The organism is Burkholderia sp. Bp8992 (assembly GCF_003853705.1).
GTDB lineage: Bacteria > Pseudomonadota > Gammaproteobacteria > Burkholderiales > Burkholderiaceae > Burkholderia.
On record NZ_QTQI01000076.1, the window covers coordinates 1 to 744 of the forward strand.

A 744-nucleotide genomic window follows, 5' to 3' on the forward strand; every position below is an offset into this window, starting at 1 on the left:
CGACTGGCCCGTGAGCGCGGCGCTCGGGAACGCCGACAGGAACAGCACCGTCTGCGCGACGTCCTGCACCGTCGTGAACACGCCGTCGACCGTGTTGCCGAGCATCACTTTCTTGATCACTTCCTCTTCGCTGATGCCGAGCTCCTTCGCCTGCTCCGGAATCTGCTTGTCGACCAGCGGCGTGCGCACGAAGCCCGGACACACGACGTGCGAGCGCACGTTGTGCTTCGCGCCTTCCTTCGCCAGCACGCGGGCGAGGCCGAGCAGGCCGTGCTTGGCCGTCACGTATGCCGACTTCAGCGGCGACGCTTCATGCGAGTGCACCGAACCCATGTAGATCACGACGCCGCCGCGATCGTCCTTGTACATGTGCTTGAGCGCGGCCTTCGTCGTCAGGAATGCGCCGTCGACGTGAATCGCCTGCATCTTCTTCCAGTCGGAGAACGAATAGTTCTCGATCGGGTTGACGATCTGGATGCCGGCGTTCGACACGAGGATGTCGACCGAGCCGAATGCTTCGGCAACCTTGTCGATGCCGCTGTTCACGGCTTCCTCGTTCGTCACGTCCATCGCGACGCCGATCGCCTTGCCGCCTGCCTTGTTGATCTCGTCGGCGACCGCGTTCGCGCCGTCCTGGTTCAGGTCGGCGATCGCGACGGCCGCGCCCGCCTTGGCGAGCTCGAGTGCGATTTCCTTGCCGATGCCGCTCGCGGCGCCCGTGACGACTGCGGTCTTGCCATTCAG

1 protein-coding gene is annotated in these 744 nt (G+C 64.7%); it reads right to left on the reverse strand.

The annotated features are described in order from the left end of the window. On the reverse strand, positions 1-744 hold a 744-nt coding region (locus DIE03_RS38020; RefSeq protein WP_260435035.1), incomplete at both ends, for a 3-hydroxybutyrate dehydrogenase.